Source organism: Candidatus Eisenbacteria bacterium (genome assembly GCA_030017955.1).
Classification (GTDB): domain Bacteria; phylum Eisenbacteria; class RBG-16-71-46; order JASEGR01; family JASEGR01; genus JASEGR01.
In genome coordinates this window covers 41,495-63,224 of the sequence record JASEGR010000005.1, presented here as the reverse complement: position 1 = coordinate 63,224, position 21,730 = coordinate 41,495, and the positions used below count along the sequence as shown (strand labels likewise).

Below are 21,730 nucleotides of genomic sequence, written 5' to 3'. Positions count from 1 at the left end.
CCCCAGGCGGGGCACTTAATGCGTTAGCTTCGGCACGGGAGGGGTCGATGCCTCCCACACCTAGTGCCCATCGTTTACGGCCAGGACTACCGGGGTATCTAATCCCGTTCGCTCCCCTGGCTTTCGCGCCTCAGCGTCAGTATCAGGCCAGAGACTCGCCTTCGCCACAGGTGTTCCTCCCGATATCTACGCATTTCACCGCTACACCGGGAATTCCAGTCTCCTCTCCTGTACTCAAGCCGCACAGTATAGGATGCGGTTCACTGGTTGAGCCAGTGTCTTTCACATCCCACTTTTGTGGCCGCCTACACGCCCTTTACGCCCAGTAATTCCGAACAACGCTTGCTCCCCCCGTATTACCGCGGCTGCTGGCACGGAGTTAGCCGGAGCTTCCTTTTGCGGTACCGTCTTGCCTCGAGAGCTATTAACTCCCGAAGCCTTCTTCCCGCACGACAGGGCTTTACAACCCGAAGGCCTTCATCGCCCACGCGGCGTCGCTTGGTCAGGGTTTCCCCCATTGCCAAAGCCTCTCGACTGCTGCCTCCCGTAGGAGTCTGGGCCGTATCTCAGTCCCAGTGTGGCTGGCCGTCCTCTCAGACCAGCTACCCATCGTAGCCTTGGTAGGCCGTTACCTTACCAACTAGCTAATGGGACGCGGGGCCATCTTCGAGCGACAGCTTGCAAGCATAGGCCATCTTTGGACACCAGACCATGCGACCCGATGTCCACATCCGGTATTAGCTTCTCGTTGGAGAAGTTATTCCGATCTCGAAGGCAGGTTCCCCACGCGCTACTCACCCGTTCGCCACTCTACTCGGGGTATTGCTACCCCTTTCACGTTCGACTTGCATGCCTAATCCACGCCGCCAGCGTTCGTTCTGAGCCAGGATCAAACTCTCCATTGTCAGAGAAACCTTTGAATGTTGCCTTTCAACAAGGCATCACTCATTAGCTCTTGATCCTCATAAGAATCGACAGATCGACTCTCAGCGCTTTTCAGTTTTCAAAGAGCAGAACTTACCTTGAAGGTAAACTTCAGGCAGTTAATCAACTTATCAAAGGCTCTTGCGGCTGTCAAGAACTATTTTGCGGAAACTTTTTGCAGCAACGATCAAGCCTACGTGTAGTGTAACCGCATGCCTGGAATAAGTCAAGTACCAAATTTCACTTCCATCTACTCTTTCGTCATGTCCCGTTCAACTCTTACGTATTTTCTGCCCGCTTCAGGAACAATACCATTCAACATGGATTGCTTGTGATTCCCGTCGATTAGTCGCTTAGATCATTGTCGGACTATCTTTTCAAGTTCAGAGATTTGGGGGTCGATTGTTTCCGGCGAACCGCTGACTTTCAAGGCAGAATCAATATCCTTCAGACCGTTTCCGGTTATGAGACAGACCACTGTGGAAGCAGAATGTACTTTCCTCTCCTTGAACATTTTCAGGAAACCGGCAAAACTTGTCACCCCGGCAGGTTCCGCAAAAATGCCTGTCTTTTCGGCCAGGTATTTAATGGTCTTCAGTATTTCATCATCTGATACCCTCACAGCCCCTCCCCCGGATTCCATTATTGCCTTCACGGCAGCAACCCCGTCTCTGGGCAAATCAACGAAAATTGAATCTGCAACCGTCGTTGCCTTGACCGGTATGATCTTAATATCTTTTGATTCTTGCGAACGACTAACTGCGTTTTCATAGGATCTTGTTACTGAATCGGATTTGTCGGATTGAACTGCTACAAGTTTCGGAAGTTTTTTGATGAACTCTAATTCATATAGATCGACAAAGCCTTTCCAGATGCCGCTTATTATATTGCCGTCGCCGACAGGAACAAAAACATAATCCGGTACTTCCCAAGACATCTGCTCCGCAATTTCCAGAGAGGCTGTTTTTTTCCCTTCCCGGGTAAAGGGGTTATAACCTGTACTTCTGTTATACCACCCGAATCTCTCCGAAGCTTTCAAGGACAAATCATAAGCATCGTCATAGGTCCCGTTCACTGCTATCACTCTTGCGCCATACAGCAAAAGCTGCGCTATCTTTGCTTTGGGCGCTGATTTCGGGACGAAAATTATGGACTTCAACCCCATGTTGGCAGAGATACATGCCAGGGCGCAGCCTGCATTTCCGGTAGATGCTGTCGTAAAAATCTCCTTCCCTTTTTCAAGCCCGACAACAACAGTCACTGCAGAAGCCCTGTCCTTAAGAGAAGCCGAAGGCAGTTTTGTATCGTCCTTGAAAAGAAGATTTTCAATCCCCAATTCATCATTCAATCTTCTTATGCTGCATAAAGAAGTAACACCGATCTGCAGAGAGGGTATTCTTCTGAGAGAAGTTACAGGCAATATGGGAGAATATCTCCAGATTGAGAAATCTCTGTTCTTCACCAGGTCTTTCTTGCTAAAAAACTTGGCTATTTTCTTGTAGTCATAGACCACATCCATATTCCCGGAGCATTCCGGGCAGGTATATTCTGCCTTTTCAATCTCCCTGCCGCAGGAAATGCATTTGAACCCTAATATTTTACTGAATTCTAAGCCCATAGCCCTCCATAAGCCCGTAACCTGTTCGCCAATTATTATGTTGTGAGAAAAGTGCCGGTCTTGCCGTTCAATGCCTGCGGAATATGCGCGGGATCTGTAATGAGTGCCTGTTTTCCACCGTTTTCCAAGAATCTTACTATCGCTTCTATTTTCGGCAGCATTGAGCCAGGTTTGAAATGTCCTTCATCGATATACTTTTTCGCTTCAGCAAGTGTCATTCTGCCTATTTCCTTCTGATCCGGCTTGCCGAAATTAAGACAGACTTTCTCCACGGCGGTTGATATCAGAAGAAGGTCTGCCCCAATAAGCGTGGCAAGTAGTGATGAGGCAAAGTCCTTGTCGATTACAGCAGCGACACCTTTTAGATCGCCGTTTTCTTCACGAATAACAGGGATTCCTCCTCCTCCTACTGCCACCGTCACTACTCCTGCATCAATCAGAGTTTTTATCGCCGGGAGTTCTATTATCTCTTTGGGGTCTGGGGAAGGAACAACTCTTCTCCAACCCCGGCCGGAATCCTCTACCACGGTCCATCCGTCCTTAACTTCTCGTTGTCGTGCTTCGGCTTCAGAATAAAACTGTCCGATCGGTTTGGAAGGCTTTTTGAAGGATGGGTCATTCTTGTCAACCAATACCTGTGTCACCACTGTCGCAACTGATTTGTTTATTCCCCTTCTTCTAAATTCATTGGTGAGTGCCATCTGAAAATTATAGCCGATAGCTCCCTGTGTATCTGCTCCGCAGGAATCCAAAGGCACTTCATGTAGGATCCCACGGGAGTACTCAGACCTGGCCAAGATAAATCCGACCTGGGGGCCGTTGCCATGTGTGATTACGACATCCCATCCTTCTACGATCATCTCCGCAATATGCTTCATAGTCTCGCGCGCTGCCATATACTGATCCTGAACCGTCTGGTGCTTGCTATCCAGAATCAGGGAATTTCCTCCGACTGCTACTACGGCAACTTTCTTAGCCATAAAATCCTGCCTAGCCCATTGTCAATGCCATGATGGCTTTTTGCACATGAAGCCGATTTTCAGCCACATCATAGATTATGGAGTTCGGACCGGAAGCGACTTCATCTGATACTTCATGGCCCCTGTCGATCGGCATTGGATGGATATATAACCCGTTATCGGTCAATTTCATCTTGGCAGAATCACAAATCCAGTCCGTATGTTTCAATGCCTTGTCGACTTCTTCCTGTTTACGGAATTCGCCGTCATGGTATGCATTGGGACTCATCCAGTTCCTGGAATATACGACATGAGCACCTCTGTAACCTTCAACCGGATCATGAATTATCTCGAACTTCCGGCCGTTTTCCTTACAATGCTTTTTCGTTTTTTCCATAACTTCCGGATCCAGGTCATATCCTACGGGTGACGCAATCGTAATATCCATTCCGAATCTTGTATACAAAAGCGCTGCTTCCTGGACAGAACACCATGACCTTCCCAGTGCACCATGTCCCCAGTAAAGCAGAAGTTTCTTGCCCTTCAGGTTCTTACCTATATGCCTTCTTAACCCCATGACATCGGCAAGCCCCTGACAGGGATGATACTTGTCGTGCGCCATACTTATGATGGGAATGTCGGACCACTTTGCGTACTCCCGCAAGAGCTCTTCTCCCTGTCCGTAATATGAAACCTTATCTTCCAGTATTCTGATACCTAGGCCAGCCGCATATCTCGACATAACCTTTGCAGCATCTTCCGTAGTCTCTCCGGCAGACTTGGAGGTCTTCAAGCGCATACCTTCAGGCGTTAAGAACTGCGCATGTCCACCCAATTCAGTTGCAGCGCATTCAAAGGACTGTCTGGTTCTGACAGAAGGATTATAGAAAAACATGAAGAAAGTTCTGTTCTGCAGAATCTTCGCATACTTCGGCGCGAATCTGTGCTTCTGCATATCCTCTGCAAGCTCTAACGTATGAGTCAATTCATCCAATGACCAGTCTTCAGTACAAATCAGATCTTTCCCAGCCAAATTGATCTTCTTTTTTGTTTTTGTCTCAGCCATCTTTCCCTCTGTTTTTTCTCTTTGCACCTATTCCGTCTATATTCTCTTTCCCATCAACATAAGCATTATTGCTTTGTGAGCATGCAATCTATTCTCTGCTTCATCGATAACAACTGACTGCGGTCCATCAATCACATCATCAGTCACTTCCATGTCCCGGTCCGCCGGCAGACAATGCATATAGATTCCTGAAGGTTTGACTAGTTTCATCTTCTTGGAATCACAGATCCAGTGCTTATTCTTCTCAAAAAGTCCCTGCATACCATCCAGGTCTTCCTCTTTTATCTTTTTCCCATTCTGGTCAACTTTGGCAAAATACTTTCCTGATCCCCAGCATTTGGGATAAACCACATCTGCACCCTTAAAGGCTTCTTCCATATTGTCCGTCTCTTTGAAGGAACCGCCTGTTTCTTTTGCAAACTTATGACACTGCTTTATGACTTCCGGGTCAAGCTCAAAACCTTTGGGTCTGGCGAATACAACATCCATGCCCATTTTTGCAGGTGCAAGGACCAGACTCTGCGGTACTGCAAACGGTTTATGCGTCGAACCTGAATATGCCCAGGACATGACGAATTTCAATTTCTTGAAACCGCCAAACTTCTCTTTCACCGTTATCATATCTGCCAAAGCCTGTGTGGGATGGAATTTATCGCATTCCATGTTGATAACGGGCACATCAGAATAATATGCAAATTCCTTGATTGTTGCATTTGCAAACCCATAGATCCATTGTGCCGGCTCGCCATACATGCGGACTGCAATAGCATCACCTACCCGGCTCAACATCCTGGCTACATCGCAAATCCTTTCCGTCTTGTACGGGACTTCATAGCCCTTTCTTGCCGGGGTGTAGGTCTTTCCGGGCTCCAAGTCAACATGAAAACCTCCCAACTGCTGTATCCCGGCTGCAAAAGTGCTTCTCGTGCGAAGTGACTGGTTGAAGAACATTGTAAACAATGTCTTGTTCTTCAAAAGATGCGTGCAGTCCTCTCCTGTGGCATACCTTCTCTTCAAGTCCAAAGCCACATCAATCAATGTTTCCCACTCCTCTTTTGAAAAATCCAGCTCAGCATCAATCCAATCCTTTCCATTGAACGATTCAGTCTTCATTAGATACATCCTCCTTTCTTTTCACGCGATCAATATAAAGCCACAAGCAAAAACTTGCCTGGTTTCCTCACAGTATTCCTACTGTCTTGTTAAACTCTCCTATAAGTTTGTCAAACTTGCCTGCTGTGCCTTCGTATATTTCGTTCCAGGTTTCAGGATCCCACAATGCATCCAATTCTTCAACTGCCTTACCCTGCTGCTCCACCCAGGTAAAATACTTAAGGTTATGAAGAGCTTTTCTCTCGTAATAATCCAGTTCTTTTATCCAGTCGATCCCGACTCCGCGTAAATACCTTTCCATGTCAATCATAGCGTCATTATCCGTGTACCTGCCTTTTTCTTCTTCAAGTTCCTCAACACGCGAGGCATACATCGCAGCAGAATCAGTAAAAATAGTAAATATCACATCATTTTCATTCAGCTCGTAATATTTTGCCATTTTAATCGACGCCAGGAGATTGCATATGCTGGAGATTCCCAAAACAGGAAGCTTTTCGATGAATGCTTTGGATAGACCCTGTTTCTCAAGAAGCTTTTGCCCCCGGGGCTCATTAAATAGCCTCAGGATCCGCATTGTATTCTCATCATCAATTGCAATAACATTGTCTGTATTCCTGACATTATGAATCCAGGGCACGTGTTTATCTCCGATTCCCTCAATCCGGTGCCCGCCAAAACCATTCAGGTACAGCGTCGGACATTGCAGAGCTTCGGTTGCTCCGATCTTAATGGTCGGACATATTTTCTTCAGATACTCGCCAGCCCCTATTGTTCCGGCCGAGCCGGTAGCAGATACGTAACCCGACAAGCGCGATTTCTTGTCCTTTATCTTAGTGAAGACCTCTTCAATAGCTGCCCCCGTGACTTCATAATGCCAGAGAGAATTCCCAAACTCGTCAAACTGATTGAAGATTACGATCTTGTTGCCTCTCTCTTTTCTCAGTTCCCAGCACTTGTCATATATCTCTTTCACATTCGATTCACAGCCCGGAGTTGCAATAATCTCACTGGTCTTGATTTCTCTCAGCCATTCAAACCTTTCTTTGCTCATATCCTCCGGCAGAATCGCAATAGCATCACAGGCCAAAAGGGAACAATCAAAAGCTCCCCCCCGGCAATAGTTACCCGTGGAGGGCCAGACAGCTTTTTGCGCGGTAGGGTCAAACTGTCCTGTCACTAACCTGGGGACCAGACAGCCGAAAGCAGCTCCCACCTTATGTGCGCCTGTGGGAAACCACTTGCCTATAAGACCGATTATTTTAGCTTTTACACCAGTGAGCTCAGAAGGCATTTCCAGATAGTTTACATCGCCAAATAACCCGTCCCCCTTGTTCTCTCTGGGATTGTTTTTCCAGGTTATCCTGAAAAGATTCACCGGGTCCACATCCCAGAGACCCACATCTTTCAGTTTCTTTTTGATCTTGTCCGGAATCAAGGCGGGATTTTTCTGCTCGGCAAAAGTAGGGATTACGATATGTCTCTCCTTACATCTTCTTATCGTTTTCTTAAGGACTTCTTCATTCTTTCCCCAGTCAAAAAACATTCAACTATCCTCCATATCCGTGAAGCGAATGAACAGAGCTACACAAGGATCTGGCACGCTCTCGCGTTCAGACTACAATGCCGATCATCCTCTTGATGGGCCTGCTGAAGATTAGGAAGATAAAGCCTGTTCCGGCAGCAATCACTGCCACCATAAGGAATAGTTTCGGTAGCGGCAGGGTCTCGAACTGTCCCGCGACCAGGCCCGCAATGAGATTACCCAGCGCCGCACCCATAAACCATGTGCCCATCATCTGGCCGACAAGACGTTTGGGCGCAAGCTTGGTGACGCTGCTGAGACCCACCGGGCTCAGACATAGCTCTCCTAGCGTATGCACGAAATACGTGACTACCAGCCACATTGGACTCACGCCTGGCCCGCCGCTTGAAGCGTACAGCGATCCCCACGCCATCACCAGGAATCCGGCGCCGAGGAGCAAGAGACCCAAGAAGAACTTGACAGGAATCGAGGGCTCGCGCTTCCTGGAAGCCAGTGCAACCCAAAGCCAGCCGAAAATCGGTGCCAGAACAATGATGAAGATCGGGTTGACCGACTGCAGCCAGCTCGCCGGCATCTCCCATCCGAAGAAGACACGGTCCGTCAAGCGCTCGGCAAACAGATTCATCGAGGAGCCGGCCTGTTCGAAGCCTGCCCAGAAGAGCGCCGCGCCAATGAACAGGAAGAAGATGACGCCGATGCGTTTCTTCTCGGCATTCTCCAGCTTTCCAAGAAACACGATCATAGAGAAATAGAGAATGGCAAGGACAGCGACAAAGTAGCCGAGTCCTCGAGCGAACTCTTGGATCGTGAACTTCAGCAGGCTCAGCCGCAGGATCGCCAGGATTGCGATCACAACGAGCAGAAATCCGACCCCCATGGCCAGCTTTCGCACGGCCCTCGCCTTTTTCTCTTTGTCTTCGTGACGCATAACGCCCACAGTATGGAAGTATTTGTAGCCCAACCTGTACTGGATGAGCCCGAGCACCATGCCGACGCCGGCAGCGCCGAACCCGTAATGCCAGTTGATGTTCTCGCCGAGGTATCCGCAGATGAGTGGACCGAACAGGGCACCGATATTGATGCCCATGTAGAAGATGGAGAACCCGGCGTCGCGCCGTGCACCGCCTTCGGGATACAGACCGCCAACAATCGCACTCACATTTGGCTTTAATAACCCGGTTCCGATGATGATAAAGATGAGACCCTGATAGAACGTATAAGTCGTCGGAATCGCCATGCTGAAGTGACCGCAAGCAATGATGACCCCGCCCGTGAAGATGGCGTTCCGCTGTCCCGTCAGATTGTCCGCAATCCAGCCCCCCGGAAGCGCAACGAGATAGACCATCGATGTGTAAAGTCCATAGAGGGCCGCGGCGGTAGCGGTGCTCATGGCAAAACCGCCCCGCATGGCGTCTACCAGAAACAGCACTAGGATTCCGCGCATGCCATAGTAGCTGAACCGCTCCCAAAGCTCCGTGAAGAAGAGGGTCCTCAGGCCGCGCGGGTGTCCCATCCACGTCTTCTCCCCGCTCTGCAACACACTTGGGTTGCTCATTCGAATCTCCCTTGCTGGGGGTCAATATGTAGGGGGCGGCAACACGATTGAAAAACGTGCCAGAGTGTAAGTGTTGGCCCGACATGAGTCAAGAAAACTTGGTAGCGCCTCACACTGCGGCGTCGGGCTCGCGGCGCTTCGATCTACTTCTTCGCCACCTTCTCTTCTCAAAACAGCGTCTTCGCGACGATGAAGACGAAGGACGCGATGATGAGGAGGTTGGGCAAGTCGCCTCCAAACGCGCCAAGTGCGAGCCTGATCGGCCCAAGTGAGACGGCAGTTTGAGACCTGTTGCAGCACGCCCTCCTGACAGGCCTTCTCCAGCCACCGGGTTGCAGCTGTTTGACATATTATTTTGAATCGGAATACAATGCCTGCGAGGGTCAGTTAGATCTGGAGGCAGTTCAGCATATCATTGTATCTAACAAAGGGGCTCACATATGACTCAGTGTGCGCCGCCACCAGTTGTGCGACTGGTCGCAGACTCGTGGTTGTTTGCATCTGCGACTGACAGAGTCGGGGCAATACTAGCGAGGAGGTAGCAAGATGCTTCTGAAACGAGTACTGCTCGCAACAATTGTTCTGACTTTGTTCTTTGACGCAAAACCCATCGGGGCAAAAGAATCGGGGCTATTCTATGTTACACCGTACCTGGGATATCATTTTTTTGATGATAAGCGCGATCTTCGCGATGGGGTGGAAGCCGGCCTTCTGGTTGAACGGATGCTTAGAGACAATCTTGGCCTTGAAGCAGGTATCGGCCCGGTTTTCACGTTAAAACTCCCGGACTACGGGGACAATGTGAAGCCCTTCGCCCTCGCCTACCGCCTGAATGCGAATTACTATCTTCCCGCACTGTGGGCTAAAAAGTTTCAGCCATATCTGACAGCGGGAGGCGGCGGTGATTATATCGTCGACGAATCGGATGGCAATACGATTGGCATTGACGGCGGCCTGGGCGTGAACTACTTGTTGCCGAAAGGCACGTCAATTCGTACCGAGATACGGAAGATATACCTGTTTGGGAACAGGGCGGATTGGGTCGCGACCTTCGGACTCAGCTTTCCATGGGGGCATAAGGACAGCGATAATGATGGAGTATCTGACGATCTTGACAGATGTCCCGATACGCCCATCGGCGTTAAGGTCGATGCAGGAGGCTGTCCCATCGATAGCGATGGTGACGGGATACCTGATTATCTCGACAAATGCCCGACTACCCCTCCTGGTGTAAAGACCGATGCCAAGGGCTGCCCTCTTGACACCGACAGTGACGGCGTACCCGATTATCTCGACAAATGCCCAGGAACGTCTCCTGGTGTAAAGACCGACGCCAACGGCTGCCCTCTTGATGGCGACAGTGACGGCGTACCCGATTATCTCGACAAATGCCCAGGAACGCCCAAAGGCGAAAAGGTCGACGCAAGTGGCTGCAAACTCACAGTTGCGCCCAAGGACAGCGATAGTGACGGGATACCTGATAATCTCGATAAATGCCCAGGAACGCCTGCTGGTGTAAAGACAGACGCCAGGGGCTGCCCTCTCGACAGCGACAGTGACGGCGTACCCGATTATCTCGACAAATGTCCAAATTCTCCCGTTGGCTCAAGGGTCGACTCGGCAGGCTGCGTGACTTCCGTAGTATTGAACATCAAATTCGACTCCGGCAAGTCGGTGTTGAAGGAAGAGTACTATCCCGAGATAAAGCGTTTTGCCGATTTCATGAACAACAACAGTGCCATTAAGGTTGAAATTCAGGGGCATACCGATGATCGCGGAATCGCCGCTGCAAACATGAAACTCTCTGAAGAGCGGGCAAACGCCGTGATGAAAGCGCTTGTTGAGAAGTTCGGTGTGCCACAGGACAGAATTTCCGCGCGCGGATACGGCCAGACCAAGCCGGTCGAGACTAACAAGACTCCCGAAGGAAGAACACGGAACAGAAGGGTTGAGGCGGTGATAGTGAAGTAATTCTCCGAGTTGAAACCTCCCGCAGCAAACCTGCGGGAGGTTTCATGAATACTCAACAGGCATGGGATAAGATTACTGTTTATCCTGCGAAGAAGTAGACCAGATAACCATAACCACGCCGAGGGTGGCTAAGCACGACCCTTCGCTACCGCACGCCCGCGCGCTGAACCATCTCCCCGGCTATCCGGTTGTGCCGCTCAATCACCGGCGGCAGAACCAGTGTCGTCAACTCACCGTCTTCAACGACAACCTTGCCATTGATGACGGACAAATCCACGCGCGGCGGCGTGCAGAAGACGAGGGCAGACACCGGATCGTGCAGCGCGCCGGCAAAATCCAGCCTGTTCACGTTGACTCCGATGAAATCTGCCGCCTTGCCTTTCTCCAGCGCGCCAATGTCGTTGCGCCCCAGAACACTCGCGCCGCCGAGCGTGCCCAGCTCGAGCGCCTGCCGCGCAGTGAGAGCGCGCGGATCGCCGCTGACGCGCTGCAGGAGCATCGCCTGCCGCGTCTCTGCGAGCATATGCGACGAGTCGTTCGATGCGCTGCCGTCTACGCCCAAACCGACGTTCACGCGCGCCTTCAGCATCTTGACGATGGGCGCGATGCCGGACCCGAGCCGCATGTTGCTCGACGGGCAGTGCGCTATGCCGGTGCCGGTCACCGCGTAGCGCGTGATCTCTGCGTCGTTGACCCAGACGCTGTGCGCGAACCACACGTCGCTGCCCAGCCATCCGAGATGTTCCGCATAATCGACCGGACGATAGCCGAATTTTTGCAGACAGAAATCCTCTTCGTCACGCGTCTCGGCGAGGTGTGTATGCAGGCGAATGTTGTACGCGCGCGCCAGGTGCGCCGATTCGCGCATCAGTTCCGGCGTAACGGAGAACGGCGAGCAGGGTGCGAGCGATACGCGGCACATCGAGTACGGTTCGGGATCGTTGAACTCTTCTATCACGCGGCGCGAGTCTTGCAGGATTGCCTCTTCGCCGTCGCACACACGGTCGGGCGGCAAGCCGCCTTTCGATTCGCCAAGCGACATCGAGCCGCGCGTGGGGTGAAAACGAATGCCAATCTCGCGCGCGGCGCGGATTTCGTCGTCTAATCTCGAGCCGTTGGGAAAGATGTAGAGATGATCGGCGGCTGTGGTGCAGCCGCTCAAGACCAGTTCAGCCAGACCAATCAGCGCGCTGGTATAGACCGCATCGGGTGTCAGTTCCGCCCAGATCGGGTAAAGCGTCTTGAGCCAATGAAAAAGGCCGGCGTCCTGCGCGGCCGGGATGGCGCGCGTCAGCGTTTGGTAGAGGTGATGGTGTGTATTGACGAGACCCGGGAGAACAATCATCCCACGCGCATCGATAACCCGGTCGGCGGTTTTGGTTAGTTCATCGGTCGCCCCGACATTTTCGATGACGTTGTCGCGGACGAACAGCGCACCGTTGCTGATCTCGCGGCGTGCCGCGTCCATCGTCACCATGACGTCCGCATTCTTCAGGAGAAGCGTTGCCATTACGCCTTGCGATTCTTTTCTTTCAAAGCCGCCAGAACCTTGGCCGGGGAGATCGGCCAATCCCGAATCCAGATGCCGGCCGCCTGATGGATGGCAGCGGCAATAGTCGGTGCGGCTCCGTTCGTCGCTATTTCTGAAACGGACTTTGCCCCGAACGGTCCCAAAGGATCATCTACCGGCACCAGGGTCGCTTCAAACTTTTCCGGCAGATCGAGAATCATAGGGACCTTGTAATCGAGGAAATTGGCATTCTGGCATTGGCCGTGTTCATCAAATTTCAGCTCTTCATAGAGAGTGTGGCCAATGGATTTCAAGACTCCGCCAAAGATTTGCCCTTTGGCTAGATTGGGGTTTATCGGGGTTCCGCAATCCTGCACGGCGAAATATTTTTCGACCGTGACCTGGCCGGTCAGGGTATTGACAACTACTTCGGCAAAATGGGCCCCGTATGGGATCGGAGATTCATGCGTGGCAAAGGAAGCTGTAGTGATAAGTTGGCCAATCCCTTCGCCGCCCTGAGTTTTATGGGCAATCTGGGCGAAAGAAATTTTCAGCCCGTTTCCGATAACCATCCCTGGTGCGGCGATCTTGAGTAATTTTGGATCCGCCTTCAAGATTTCGCCGGCAGAGCTTAAGACTTCTGCTTTCATTTTCTCCGCAGCCCGATAGACTGCCATGCCGGTAAAATAGGTGCCGGAAGAAGCATACGCCCCCTTGTCAAATGGAGTAGCATCAGTATCAGCTGCCAGCAGAGAGATATCTGAAACATCTACCCCGAGAATCTCAGCTGCGACCTTAACGGCCATCGTATCAAGACCGGTTCCAAGATCCGTTCCACCGATTAAGAGCATGAAGGTGCCGTCTCCAAGCATCTGCAGAGAGGCGTTGGCTGAATCAATACCGGGGAGGCCGGACCCTTGCTGAATGACGGCCATGGCTTTCCCTCTTCTGAGGGAGCTGGAATCGCTGTTCTTTTCCTTTTTTCCCCAGCCGATCTGCTTTGCCCCAAGGGCGACACATTGCGCCAAGCCGCAGGAACTGACCACCTGAGGAATCCCCTCCTGCCCTTCTCCCAGGCATTTCAAGATTTCCAGCCGGCTCCCTTTCTGAACCATGTTCTTGCGGAGAAATTCGATCTGATCGAGGCCAAGCGCGTCGGCCATTTCTGCCATAGCCAGCTGGATGGCAAACGAACCCTGGGGAGCGCCGTAGCCTTGATATGCCCCGGCAACCGGACTATTGGTGTAGTACGACCGCACCTCGAAATGCATATTCTGACAGGTGAAAAGCGGCAACGACTTTGAACAGGAATTCATAGGCACAGTGAGACAGTGACAGCCGTAGGCGCCTGTGTCTGCGGTGAGTTTCATGTCAATCGCGGTCAAGGTGCCATCCTTCTTGGCCCCGACCGTGATCTCGAAATACATCGGGTGCCGGACGCGTGAAGAAACGAATTCTTCCTGCCGCGTCATTTTGTAGAACGCGGGCCGGCCCGTCTCCCAGGTCACGAAACTGACCATATCTTCAACAACGATATCCTGTTTTGCTCCAAAACCGCCGCCAATCCTCTCCTTGATAACGTGAATTTGGTTCTCCCTGATACCAAGAACTCTCGCCACAATTCGCCGTAAATGCCAGGGGACCTGGGTCGAGGCCCGGATCACCAGCCGTTCGTTTTCGAGATAGGTGTGGCAAACATGGGCTTCGAGGGGCGTGCATTGGACTCTTGAGGTGCTGTAGTTTCTGGTAATAACCGTATCCGCCTGGCTCAGTCCCAGGGAAATATCGCCAATCCCTCCGCTACTCGACGCAGCCAGGTTGGTACTGGCGATCTGGCCAATGGACAGGGGATCAATTTTCGGGTCCCGTTCATGAACCAAAGGCGCATTCGGCCGGGCTGCCGCAAAGGGGTCAAAAACTGCCGGCAGAATTTCGTAGTCTATCTCAATAAGCGCCCGGGCCTTCTCGGCAATTTCCCTGGATTCTGCGGCAATTATGGCCACGCGATCGCCAACATGCCGGACTTTTTCGTCGATAAGGCGGCGATCATACGGGGATGGTTCCGGATATCCCTGTCCGGCAGAATTGTAGAATATCTTCGGAGTGTTCAGATGAGTGAATACCCGGACAACGCCCGGGCATGCCTCGGCTTTAGTTGTGTCAATGCTGCGGATTCGCGCATGGGCATGCGGGCTGCCAAGAACTGCAATATGGAGGGTTGCTGGCTGGATCATATCTTCAACGAATGAAGGCTTGCCGGTAACCAGCCGATAGCCATCAATTCGCGGCACATCTTTCCCTACAATCCGCAGATCTTTCCGGAAACTTTCGTCCTGATCTGCTGCAGTGTCCCCGGTGAGCCGACTGACGGCTTGAAAGATCTGCTCGTAGCCGGTGCAGCGGCAGAGTATTCCGGCAAGGGCGTCCTGAATTTCAGCCTTGTCCGGCTGCGCGTTCCGGCCCAAGAGTTCGTAGACTGCAAGGACCATTGCCGGCGTGCAATAGCCGCACTGGACAACCCCGGCATCAAGGAATGCCTTTTGAATAGGGTGAAGTTGTCGTCCCTGATTTATCCCTTCGACTGTCGTGATGGTCCGGCCGTGAATCTGACCGGCACTTAAGAGGCAGGAGTTAATAAGCCGGCCATCGAGCAGGACGGCACAGCTGCCGCAGGTGCCTTCATAATCGCAGCCGATTTTCACCGAGAGCAGCCCGAGGCCCCTCAGTAAATCGGCGACTCTGACATTCGGATCAGTCTGAATTGAGTGGAGTTTGCCGTTGATCGTTACCTGTATTTCCACTGACTACTTTCTCCAGTCGCTGCAAATTTGGTCCGCGATTTCGCACAGCAAGCCGAAGACTACCTCTCTTTTCCACTCTGTAGATCCTCTGACGTCGGTAATCGGGCGAATTTCGGTTTCCAGCAATTTTCGGAGATCGTTTTTGAATACGGGAAGCTCAAGTTTTGGGGAAAGGGTTTGGAAGAATCGGCTGACAGCCTGCGGCTGAACCACGTGCTCATCAATTCCACCAATCGCCATCCGGCAATGAATGATTCTTCCGGGATTCAGGGTGACACTGACGGCAATATTGATGATCCCCAGGTCACTACGGGTCCGGGAGAACCGTTTCAGAAAAAACTTCTCGTTGTCTACCGGAATTGGAAGGAGGATTCCGCCAATAAGGCCGGCCTTCGATTCTTTCGGCCGGGCGATATACTCCGCCAGCGAAAGAGTCTGCGTATGGAGAGTCGCCTCCTGATACTGCAGACTGGCCTGCATCACCAGGAAAAGAGGGATCAGATCGGAGCAGGATTTGTTAGCAACGATATTTCCCCCGACAGTGGCGATATTCCTGATATTACGGTTTCTCACCTGTTGCGCCGCTGACTTCAGCGGCTGCTCAAGAGGTTTGGGCAACTCTGCGGCCTCGATCAACTCCTGCAAAGTAATCATCGCCCCGAGAGAGAGTCGTCTGTCATTCAGCGATATTGATTTCAAGCTGTTGATTTTCTGAAGGCTGATGCAGTTCATCTTGTCTGCGGTTTTTCTTGTGAAGATTTCTGTGCCTCCCGCCAGAAAACGAGAATTCTTGTGTTCATTCTTCAAGCGGAGCGCCTCTGCCAGTGTCTCAGGAATAAAAAAATGTTCAATCACAAGAACGGGCTCCTCTTCAAGTCTCGCTTCAACGTATGGGGACGACTCTTACGTATTTTCTTCCCACCTTCAACACGAAGCTATTCTTCAAAGACTGCTTGTGGTTGCGCTCTACTACCCTTCTCCCGTCTATCTCAACCGCTCCCTGATCAACAAGCCGCCATGCTTCGCTTCCGGAGGACGCCATGCCCGTCTCTCTCAGAAGATCCTTGATGCCCAGTTCGCCGCTTTCTGCCGCAATGGACAAGGTTGGCATTTCTTCGGGCAATTCTCTCTTTGTAAATTGCTTTATGAAATCATCCCTCGCTCTGTCCGCTGCTTCCCGGTCGTGATAGATGCGCACCAGCTCCCACGCCAGACGTTTCTTTTCTTCCATCGGATTCTTCGCCGGGTTTGCAAGATTCTTCCGGATCGCCTCTATCTCTTTCATGCTCAGGTCTGATGCAAGCTCGAAATACCTCATTATGAGACTGTCGGGGATTGACATCGTTTTTCCGAATATCTCTTTCGGAGTCTCGTCGATTCCTATGTAGTTTCCGGTTGACTTGCTCATCCTCTGAGCCCCGTCAGTGCCTTCAAGCACAGGCAGGGTCAGAACAACCTGGGGGTCCATCTTGAAAGCTTCTTGAATCTGGCGCGCAACAAGAAGATTGAATTTCTGCTCCGTGGCGCCGATTTCTATGTCGGCCTGAATTGCCACTGAATCGTATCCCTGCATGATCGGATAGAAGAGCTCATGAATGCCTATCGGAAGTCTGTTCTTCATTCTCTCTGAGAAATCGTCCCTCTCCAGCATCCTTGCGACAGTCGTAAGAGAGGCAAGCTTCATTATCTCCGTGAAATTCATCTTCGAAAACCACTCTCCGTTGTAATGCACTTCGGTCTTCGACTTATCAACGATTTTGAAGAACTGCTTAAGGTAGGTTTCTGAATTCTTCATTACCTCATCATGCGAAAGCTGAGGTCTCGTTTCAGACCTTCCGCTCGGATCACCTACCATGCCGGTGTAGTCGCCGACAATAAGAATGGCAGTGTGGCCGAGTTCCTGAAATTGCCTCAGTTTTCTCAAGCCGATCGTGTGGCCGAGATGAATGTCCGGGGCGGTCGGATCAAACCCCTGCTTCACCCGCAGAGGCTTCTTCTCCTTCAACGACCTCTCAAGCTTCCTGACCAGTTCATCCTCAGGGATTATCTCTTCGGCATTCCGTTTTATGACCAGAAGCTGCTCTTCCAAGGCTTTCTTCATGTTTAGACGCTCCTTTTGTGCCGCGATTATACCCTGCACCGGGACGGTCTGCCACAATATTTGTTTCGTTTGGTGTCGGGTTGACTGAATGGTCCCGCGGTGGAAGAGACCTGATTCTCGAAGACTGACTGTCACACAGTGGTGATAACCGACCCGCCACGCTGGCTGCCATTGTCCGGGGGTAGGCGGCGGGGATTACTTCTGGTCTTCGATATGCCTGAGGCAGGCTTCAATTCGTCTCGCAGGCGGCTGGCAACTGAGTATTGACCTATGGTTGCCGGAGACGGTCCTGGGTGAACATTGTATCCATGGGCCTCGCCCGGGTCAGGCGCTTGCCCCGGTTGCAGAAAGTTATCGAGCGAACATCGCCTTTATTCTGCCCCAGGTGCAGGGCTCCACGGCAACCTCGGGACCGAGCGCGCCCATGTCCGTTCCGGGGGGGTCTCCTTTGCCAATGCAGGGGCTACCTGTGCTCAGAAGAAAGTTGCGCGCACTCTCATTAACGAAAAGCGGGGCGGCGCTAATCTCGCCTGTTCCTGGTAGTGGGGACCAAGCCTTGATCCCACCGCCCGCTCACCCACAGTCCATGGCGTAGTTGCCGTAGCCGCCGTTACCCCAACAATCGTTGTAGGTGATTTCTGGATCGCACCCGATTTGCCAGAGAACGCCGACTGACGAGTTATTCACGATGATGTTGTTCTTGATCCTTACCGCGTTTGGCTTCGCCGCGTAAACCCTGACACCCACGGTATTCCCGCAAATCGTATTGTTTATCACGTTGCCCCGGCACCCAGTGAGATTAAGGGCACCCTGACCGGTTCCGAGGTCGGGATCTCCACCATTCAGAATCACGCAGTGATCGATATCAAGCAGGGCTCCCCTACCTGTGACCGCAATTATCGAGCCCTCGAGGTCGATTATCGCACCGTTGCCCTTTATGCAAACGCTGCCGCCGTCAGGTATGGCGATGCCTCCTGTGTATGTGGTTCCGGATCGCAGGTCGAGATACCTGTCGTATCCCAACTGTCTTGGCGCGGATTCATAAACGGACTGAAGCGTTGCGCCACCGGTCACCACCGGCGTGAAGACAAGCAGGACGAAGACGAGAGAGATCGAAGGAGGAGAAGATAATCCGCAGTGGCAGCGAGTTCTCACTTCGGTTGCTCCATACACTAACCCAGCATGACAATGCGCAACAGCGCATGAACTCTATGCAGTATAGATCGTATCGCAGTCACTGCGTGGGTGCAATCCGAATCTTTCGACGATGGCGTCAACGGTTCTCGCTGACTTGGGACAGCCTCATTGAGTGTCTATCGAGTCTATTTTCGCCGTGGAGTGCCATCTGCGAAACCATCGGAGTTTTGGGGCGGATTGAGCGGGTGCAAACGGAGCCGCAACAAGCGCTCACCAGGTTCGGAACAAACGCTGAACAGACACACTATCCCGTGGAAATGCATCGAGGGAGACCGGGGCACCCCTAGAACCGAAGCGAGAACTGCAGACTGGTTCTGTGCGCGGAGTAATCGTTTCTGCCATCCACCCCGTCACTGTGTTTGATGTGCTGGTGAAGAAGTTCCACCCGATTCTGTCGTCCGAAGTCGCGGGTAATCCGAACGGTCAGTACGTTGCTCTGAACCCTGAGCCCGCTTCCCAATCGGACGTAGGACGGCTGAGTGGCAGCCACAGGCCGGGAATCGTGAGCTTCTCTTTCGAGAACCCATCCACTACCGACGTCGAGGGAACGCGGCAGACTCCTCGATGCCCAAACCCCCAGGATAAGTTCGTTCTGGAGCACACGGTGCGCGGTGCCCCCCGGGATTATCTGTGATTCCTCCTCAACTGGCATCAGATGCTTCGCGAACAACTCAACGTTGAGCCATTCCTTCATGAAACTCACACTACCCCTTGGTCCCTTTCTATTGGGTTCATAAGAAAGGGCGCTGTATGCCGAAGAGAAATTTTCCGACGCCTGGAAATATGCGAGAGATGATCTGAGCCACTCGGCGAGCTCCGTTCCGATGCTTGCCAGGAACCCGCTGCCCCAAGTGACAATGTCTGAGGATTCTCGCACATCGTGGTCTGTTCTGCTGCGGTCGAACTCCGCCTGGATTGTGAGTCTCCTGTGTAGAGGAAAAGTGACCGTTCCGCCATACACCTGGTTTTGGACCGCGGGCACAAGCGGCTCTAATCCCGGCGCCGGCAGTGTTGCTGACTCTCCATCGTCTCTCGCTATCACAGAATGCAGAGAGAGCGCAGGCGAGAGACGGCCTAAGAAATGTCCAGGACCGAAGCCCCCTCTCACTCCGTAGAGGTCTCGTCTGTACCTGAAATCTTCCAGAGTCTCCCTGCCCAAGTAGTAATCGGTGGTGGAAACCTCGTAAGCATTTCTTGGCACAGCGTAGAAGGCTCGTACGTTGGCATAAGGCGCGAAGGGCCAGGAGACATCTAGTCCTTCAAACGTGAGCGTGGGACCAAGTTCTTCCAGAGTCCCAGAGAGAAGCGCTCCGGCTGCCCCCGCGCATGCGCATGAACCCGTGCTCCCGCCCGATTTAGGATTGTCTGAGGAATCCCATCTCATCAGGCTGAGCGGGGTGAAGTACGCATCGAAATAGCCTAGTCTCGCCTGGAATTGCCTCGAACTATACTGGACATACACACTGCCCAGCGTGCTTGCGAAGTACTGCGGTCCGAGCTGCAGCATGTGTTCGTCTTCATTGCTCAGTCTGAGAAGCGCTGCGGCCCTGAGCGAGCCTGCTATTCTGGCTCTAAACTCCAATTCAAACCGGTGGGTCAGGTATCTCCCTTTTTCCAGCGCTTCTCCGTAAGGCCCGGTTGGGGCTGCAACGTGGAGAGGCCGCTGCAAGACTTGAACTTCCATAAGCCGTTCCATCAAGCGTCCAGACATCGAAATCCCGGACATCTCTCCCGGCGTGATTGCCGAGGTCGCGAATGCATCCGGCTCCTCGCGCCCGGCGCCAGATTCCCGAGGCGTCACCATTCCTGTGGGGGGAACCGGAGTCTCACGCTCTTTCGAAGCCCCCGCCTTTGCAATCTCCGGAAGTCCAGTTTCACGGGTTGGCCCCAGCCGGCCTTTTCCCTGCTTCCGTGCGGCTGCAACCATCCCCCAGAAGGTCTCTTCCAGATCCGGCGGCCGGTCATAGAAAACACCCAGCGCCAAGCCGGTCGAATCCAGAAGAACAAGGCTGAAACTGAATGGCTCAGCGCCAAAGCTGGATGCCACTTGCTTGTCAATGTCCGAGACCTGAACGAAACTGATTTCGTTCCTCCGCAGGAAATCCCTCGCACTGTTGATCCTATCAGTGTCGTGGTTCACTCCAAGGAGTTGAACGCCCATGCTGCCGGCACTGTCCGCGAGAGAGTCACATTTCTTCAGAGCCTTCAGGCATTCCTCGCATTCGCTGTTCCAGAACACGAGCATGGTGAAGGGTTGGTTCAGGAGAAACGTGGAGGATGAGATAAGCTCCTTGCCGCCGAATGTTGGGAGGTTGAATTCAGGTGCAATCTGTCCGGGATTTAGCCCGGCGGCCGATGACAGGGACGGCGAAAACATGGCGACGAGGACAAACCCCACGAGCATCACTTTGTAGTGCATCGCCCGCCAATCAAGGCGCTGGCAGTATCTCGAATGTTCGCGTAGAAACATGTGCGAATTACGATAGTATTCGTTGGCGGAGTCTTGGGCAAGAACAAAGAGACAACGCCCGGGACTTTGGACAGCCGGTATGCGGAGATCTCCGCGACGGCCCTGCTTTTGAGCGGTAGTGCTGATCTGATTGGGACGAGGGGCGTGATCAAACCGTCCCTCTTCTCACTTCTTCAGCAGTGGCCACCTGCACAAATCGCTTGACTTTGGCTGAATCTTATGCTAGAAAAACGAGGTAATATCTACCGTGGAACGCCTGTGGAATTCCGTCTGGATTGAACCCACGTGATGAAGCCCAAGCGGAAAATGGCGTAATCACCTCCTCGACCGACACAATCTCTTCGCTGAGCCATTTCTCCTGGGCTAGTGTGCCGTCCCAGAAATAGCTTTACGAAATGCAGGGTGTTTCATAAGGCATACTGCCAGGGGGTATGAGGGGGTCGTGGCCGACCCCCTCAGGGGTGACAGCGTAGGGATGCGACGAGTAGGAGCATCCTGAAGCGTCAGAGGGGTAACAAGCCCCTATGAAAGTGTCGTGTCGCGGGGGCAAAGACATAGACAAGGAACTTCCGGGACACGACACTAGATTCGGTTCACTGTCCACCCGTTGGATTGAGGGCAACCTAAGGTGAGCATCGGCGAGATGTCCCCCTATCCCGTGCCTGCTGGAGCTCGGCCCTGTGAGTCCAGCTCCTTCTCATCGCTCGACAGGATCAGTCCGCCTGCATTCCCAGCCAATGTTTCGCCATACCTGTTCCTCTATCTATCCGTCTCAAGTCGATGTCCCGGTCCTGCAAATACAATCGTCACCGATAGCCGTTGTTGTCTGAGATCCCTAGCCAATTGTGGTTCTTCGGTGCAGTCAGGCAAGGTGAGACTCTTGCGCCAGAGGTCCGTTCCCT

At 52.4% G+C, this 21,730-nt stretch carries 13 protein-coding genes and 1 rRNA gene; 1 reads left to right on the top strand and 13 read right to left on the bottom strand.

The annotated features are described in order from the left end of the window. The 7 genes from QME66_01550 to QME66_01520 all read right to left on the bottom strand — a co-directional run. Positions 1-905: ribosomal RNA gene (locus QME66_01550) — 16S ribosomal RNA — on the bottom strand; the annotation flags it as partial. A 377-nt stretch (positions 906-1,282) separates the two neighbouring features. After that, entirely contained in the window at positions 1,283-2,542 is a 1,260-nt protein-coding gene (thrC, locus tag QME66_01545; protein ID MDI6807650.1) for a threonine synthase, read from the bottom strand. A gap of 35 nt (positions 2,543-2,577) precedes the next feature. Next, complete coding sequence (arcC, locus tag QME66_01540; protein ID MDI6807649.1) at positions 2,578-3,522, bottom strand: carbamate kinase; 945 nt, start codon at positions 3,520-3,522, stop codon at positions 2,578-2,580. A 10-nt stretch (positions 3,523-3,532) separates the two neighbouring features. Next, the gene (locus tag QME66_01535; GenBank protein MDI6807648.1) at positions 3,533-4,567 is read right to left on the bottom strand and encodes an ornithine carbamoyltransferase; all 1,035 of its coding nucleotides are present in this window, start codon (positions 4,565-4,567) and stop codon (positions 3,533-3,535) included. A gap of 36 nt (positions 4,568-4,603) precedes the next feature. Beyond that, positions 4,604-5,680, bottom strand: coding sequence for an ornithine carbamoyltransferase (locus QME66_01530; protein ID MDI6807647.1), 1,077 nt, complete (start codon positions 5,678-5,680; stop codon positions 4,604-4,606). Positions 5,681-5,747: 67 nt separating this feature from the next. Continuing rightward, on the bottom strand, positions 5,748-7,223 hold the full coding sequence (locus tag QME66_01525; protein ID MDI6807646.1) for a pyridoxal-phosphate dependent enzyme: 1,476 nt from the start codon (positions 7,221-7,223) through the stop codon (positions 5,748-5,750). 67 nt (positions 7,224-7,290) lie between these two features. Continuing rightward, positions 7,291-8,778: a peptide MFS transporter gene (locus QME66_01520; GenBank protein ID MDI6807645.1), complete on the bottom strand. Its 1,488-nt coding sequence runs from the start codon at positions 8,776-8,778 to the stop codon at positions 7,291-7,293. Positions 8,779-9,324: 546 nt separating this feature from the next. On the opposite strand from QME66_01520, the gene QME66_01515 reads away from it, so the two are divergent. Then, on the top strand, positions 9,325-10,749 hold the full coding sequence (locus QME66_01515) for an OmpA family protein (protein ID MDI6807644.1): 1,425 nt from the start codon (positions 9,325-9,327) through the stop codon (positions 10,747-10,749). Between the two features lie 145 nt (positions 10,750-10,894). Here the strand turns inward: QME66_01515 and QME66_01510 are convergent, their stop codons facing one another. The 6 genes from QME66_01510 to QME66_01485 all read right to left on the bottom strand — a co-directional run bounded on the left by QME66_01510 (position 10,895) and on the right by QME66_01485 (position 20,777). After that, positions 10,895-12,259, bottom strand: coding sequence for an 8-oxoguanine deaminase (locus QME66_01510; protein MDI6807643.1), 1,365 nt, complete (start codon positions 12,257-12,259; stop codon positions 10,895-10,897). Then, complete coding sequence (locus QME66_01505) at positions 12,259-15,060, bottom strand: molybdopterin-dependent oxidoreductase (GenBank protein MDI6807642.1); 2,802 nt, start codon at positions 15,058-15,060, stop codon at positions 12,259-12,261. Before QME66_01505 ends, QME66_01510 begins: the two co-directional genes overlap by 1 nt. 3 nt (positions 15,061-15,063) lie before the next feature. Then, on the bottom strand, positions 15,064-15,915 hold the full coding sequence (locus QME66_01500; protein MDI6807641.1) for an FAD binding domain-containing protein: 852 nt from the start codon (positions 15,913-15,915) through the stop codon (positions 15,064-15,066). 28 nt (positions 15,916-15,943) lie between these two features. Continuing rightward, positions 15,944-17,161 carry a tyrosine--tRNA ligase gene (gene tyrS / locus QME66_01495; GenBank protein MDI6807640.1) on the bottom strand — a complete coding sequence of 406 codons (1,218 nt, stop codon included), beginning with the start codon at positions 17,159-17,161 and terminating at the stop codon, positions 15,944-15,946. Positions 17,162-17,734: 573 nt separating this feature from the next. Continuing rightward, a complete protein-coding gene (locus tag QME66_01490; GenBank protein ID MDI6807639.1) occupies positions 17,735-18,316 on the bottom strand; it encodes a right-handed parallel beta-helix repeat-containing protein in 582 nt (193 codons plus the stop codon). A gap of 325 nt (positions 18,317-18,641) precedes the next feature. Then, positions 18,642-20,777: a TlpA disulfide reductase family protein gene (locus QME66_01485; protein ID MDI6807638.1), complete on the bottom strand. Its 2,136-nt coding sequence runs from the start codon at positions 20,775-20,777 to the stop codon at positions 18,642-18,644. Positions 20,778-21,730: the final 953 nt, after the last annotated feature.

Bases quoted from the DNA above. Each gene is read 5' to 3' on its own strand.
- QME66_01520 (MDI6807645.1), bottom strand. From the start codon at position 8,778: ATGAGCAACCCAAGTGTGTTGCAGAGCGGGGAGAAGACGTGGATGGGA.
- QME66_01525 (MDI6807646.1), bottom strand. From the start codon at position 7,223: ATGTTTTTTGACTGGGGAAAGAATGAAGAAGTCCTTAAGAAAACGATA.
- QME66_01510 (MDI6807643.1), bottom strand. From the start codon at position 12,259: ATGGCAACGCTTCTCCTGAAGAATGCGGACGTCATGGTGACGATGGAC.
- QME66_01485 (MDI6807638.1), bottom strand. From the start codon at position 20,777: ATGCACTACAAAGTGATGCTCGTGGGGTTTGTCCTCGTCGCCATGTTT.
- arcC (MDI6807649.1), bottom strand. From the start codon at position 3,522: ATGGCTAAGAAAGTTGCCGTAGTAGCAGTCGGAGGAAATTCCCTGATT.
- tyrS (MDI6807640.1), bottom strand. From the start codon at position 17,161: ATGAAGAAAGCCTTGGAAGAGCAGCTTCTGGTCATAAAACGGAATGCC.
- QME66_01530 (MDI6807647.1), bottom strand. From the start codon at position 5,680: ATGAAGACTGAATCGTTCAATGGAAAGGATTGGATTGATGCTGAGCTG.
- thrC (MDI6807650.1), bottom strand. From the start codon at position 2,542: ATGGGCTTAGAATTCAGTAAAATATTAGGGTTCAAATGCATTTCCTGC.
- QME66_01535 (MDI6807648.1), bottom strand. From the start codon at position 4,567: ATGGCTGAGACAAAAACAAAAAAGAAGATCAATTTGGCTGGGAAAGAT.
- QME66_01515 (MDI6807644.1), top strand. From the start codon at position 9,325: ATGCTTCTGAAACGAGTACTGCTCGCAACAATTGTTCTGACTTTGTTC.